Raw genomic sequence first — 3,328 nt, 5'->3', positions numbered from 1 at the left:
TATAAACTCACGTAAAGTAAACCAAAGCCCAAGATAAATGTGATCAAAAAAGTTGTTAAAAATGAATGAACAATCTTCTTATGCATTGTTATCCTCAGCAACAAAACGATATCCAACCTGTCTTACAGATTGAATCCAATGTGCATATTCATTTCCCATCTTCTTACGCAATGAGTTAATATGTACATCCAGTGTTCTGCTTTCACCAATAAAATCATATCCCCAAATCTGATTGATCAACTCTTCTCGTGATACAGCTCTACCTTCATTTTTAGCTAAATATTTCAATAATTCAAATTCTTTGAATGTCAATTCAACCGGTTCTTCATGAATTGTCACCGTTCTTTTATCTAAATCAATACATAAGCCATGTATTTGAATCAATCGTTCATCCTTTTTACTTCTACGAAGTAATGAACGAATACGAGCAGCAAGCTCTAACACACTAAATGGCTTCGTCAAATAATCATCAGCTCCTAAATCAAGTCCCATGATTTTATCAAGCTCTTTATCTTTTGCACTTAAGATAATAACAGGTAAATCTTTAAGCGTTGCCTTTGAACGAATAAATTTTAATATATCATATCCATTCATGCCTGGTAACATCAAATCTAATATGGCTAAATCTACTTTATTGTTTTGTAGATAATCATATGCATCTTTTCCATTTTCAAAATCAACTAGTTCATAATTAAAACTAGCCAATGTTAATTTTAATAATTGACGAATATTTTCATCGTCTTCAACAATTAAGACTCGTTCCATAAAATCAACCCTCTTTTTTTGTCATTTTATCATGAAAGCAAGTAAAAAAGGAGTAAAGTTTTTTTAACATTACTCCTTAATAATCTAAATTATTTTTTTAAAGATGGGTTCCAGTGTTCGTTTGGTTCTAATCCTAAGAAATCACAAACTGTAGCTGCAACATTTGACAATCCTAGATCTTCGCCTTCTTTTAATTCACATTCCGCATTGTATACGATGAATGGAACTGGTGCTAATGTGTGGCTAGTCTTACTTTCATCATCCGCATTACCGTGGTCTGCAGTAACTAATAAAATACCATTTACTTTATTTACAGATTCAATAACACGTGCAAGTTCTAAGTCTACTGATTCAACACCAATGATAGTTGCTGGTAAACTTCCAGTGTGTCCTACCATGTCACCGTTTGGATAGTTTGTACGAATGAAATCATAGTTTCCACTTTCGATTGCTTCACACAATTTATCAGTGATTTCAGCAGCCTTCATCCAAGGTCTTTGTTCAAATGGAACTACATCACTTGGGATTTCAACATAAGTTTCTAAAGACTCATCAAATTTTTCTGAACGGTTACCATTCCAGAAATATGTAACGTGTCCATATTTTTGCGTTTCACTGATTGCATATTCACGAATACCATGTTTACACAATTCTTCAGTTAATGTATATTTAATTTTTGGTGGTTCCGTCAAATAGTTCTTTGGAATTTGTAGGTCTGCATCATATTGTAACATACCTGCAAATTTAACATTTGGAACTTTAACACGATCAAATTTATCAAATGAAGCATCTCCATCAAATGCTAAAGAGATTTCTTGAGCACGGTCACCACGGAAGTTGAACAATACAACGCTATCTCCATCATCGATAGTTCCAACTGGAGCACCATCTTTTGCGATGACAAATCCTGGAAGATCTTGGTCAACAACATTTAATTCTTTACGATACGTTTCAATAGCTTCTGTAGTTGAAGCAAATTGTCTTCCTTCACCCATTACGTGAATTTTCCATCCACGCTCAACCATAGACCAGTCAGCTTCATAACGGTCCATTGTGATTTGCATACGTCCACCACCACTAGCGATGCATGCGTGGAAATTGTCATCATTTAATTCTGCCATAAATGATTCAATATCATTTACATATTCTAAAGCTGAAGTTGCAGGAACATCACGTCCATCAAGTAATGCATGAACACGAACTTCCTTAATACCTTCATTTTTAGATTCTTTAATCAAAGCCTTTAAGTGAGAAATATTAGAGTGTACGTTTCCATCACTTAAAAGACCGATGAAATGCATTTTATTTCCTTTTGCATTTTCAGCTAAATCCTTCCAAGTTTTAGAATTGAAGATTTCTCCAGACTCAATATTTTCGTTAACTAATTTAGCTCCTTGAGAATAAATTTGTCCACAACCTAAAGCATTGTGTCCAACCTCTGAGTTACCCATATCTGAATCTGTAGGAAGTCCTACTGCAAGTCCATGAGCACGAAGTTGTGTATGTGGACATTCTGCCCACAATTTATCAAGTGTTGGTTTGTTGGCTAATGCAACAGCATTGTTCTTCTTATCTTCACGAATACCAATACCGTCCATAACAACCAAAATTACTGGTCTTTTTTCCATTGTATTTTTCCTCCATTAATCGATAATAATATAACACTAACTAGGCCTTTTTTCAATGAACTCGTCTCAACAAATGAATTTTTTCACAAAAAGAAAAAGCCGCTTAACGGCTTTGATAACGAGATAAAAATTGTTGTGTTCTTTCTTGTTGAGGATGCTCGAACAACTGTTCTGGGCTACCCTGTTCTGCAATGACACCTTTATCCATAAAAATAACACGATCACTGACTTCTCTGGCAAACTGCATTTCATGTGTAACGATAACCATAGTCAAACCTTCATCAGCTAACTTTTTCATGACATCCAAAACATCACCAACCATTTCTGGGTCTAATGCACTTGTTGGTTCATCAAATAGTAGTACTTCTGGATCCATACACAAGGCACGAGCAATCGCAACACGTTGCTTTTGTCCACCTGAAAGTTTAGTGCTTGGCTTATTCGCAAATTCTTTCATTCCTACTTCATCTAAGAATTTTAAAGCTGTAGCCTTCGCTTCTTCTTTTGATTTCTTTAAAACACGAATCTGACCTAACATGCAGTTTTCTAAAACAGTCAAATTATTAAATAAATTAAAACTTTGGAACACCATTCCAACCTTTGAACGATATTCATTGACATCCATTTGACCACTTAGAATGTCTTTACCATGATATAGAACATGGCCTCCATCCATTCTTTCTAATAGGTTTACACATCTTAACATCGTACTCTTACCAGATCCACTCGATCCAATAATCGTAACCACTTCTCCTTTATGAATGTCGAAATCTACATCATTTAATACTTTAAGATTTCCAAAATGTTTCTGGAGATGTTGAATTTGAATAATTGTTTCCATAAGTAAATTTACCTCCTTCTATAATCTTTTAAACAGTTGGAGATAAACTCCTCTAAGAACCGTACGTGCAGTTTTCCCGCATACGGCTCCCCAC

Annotated in this window: 3 protein-coding genes; all 3 read right to left on the bottom strand. The window is 34.7% G+C overall.

What is annotated here, in order from left to right; genetic code table 11:
• Positions 1-78 precede the first annotated feature (78 nt).
• On the bottom strand, positions 79-765 hold the full coding sequence (locus ACZQCL_RS07785; protein ID WP_118115163.1) for a response regulator transcription factor: 687 nt from the start codon (positions 763-765) through the stop codon (positions 79-81).
• An 89-nt stretch (positions 766-854) separates the two neighbouring features.
• Positions 855-2,393 carry a 2,3-bisphosphoglycerate-independent phosphoglycerate mutase gene (gene gpmI / locus ACZQCL_RS07780; RefSeq protein ID WP_117572328.1) on the bottom strand — a complete coding sequence of 513 codons (1,539 nt, stop codon included), beginning with the start codon at positions 2,391-2,393 and terminating at the stop codon, positions 855-857.
• A 103-nt stretch (positions 2,394-2,496) separates the two neighbouring features.
• The gene (locus tag ACZQCL_RS07775; protein WP_118115164.1) at positions 2,497-3,234 is read right to left on the bottom strand and encodes an amino acid ABC transporter ATP-binding protein; all 738 of its coding nucleotides are present in this window, start codon (positions 3,232-3,234) and stop codon (positions 2,497-2,499) included.
• Positions 3,235-3,328 lie beyond the last annotated feature (94 nt).

It is taken from the genome of Holdemanella sp. (assembly GCF_056804935.1).
The sequence above is the reverse complement of the archived record's forward strand: the minus strand, read 5'-3'. Positions and strand labels throughout refer to the sequence as shown.

Coding starts and splice junctions, on each gene's coding strand:
- ACZQCL_RS07785 (WP_118115163.1), bottom strand. CDS start 765: ATGGAACGAGTCTTAATTGTTGAAGACGATGAAAATATTCGTCAATTA.
- gpmI (WP_117572328.1), bottom strand. CDS start 2,393: ATGGAAAAAAGACCAGTAATTTTGGTTGTTATGGACGGTATTGGTATT.
- ACZQCL_RS07775 (WP_118115164.1), bottom strand. CDS start 3,234: ATGGAAACAATTATTCAAATTCAACATCTCCAGAAACATTTTGGAAAT.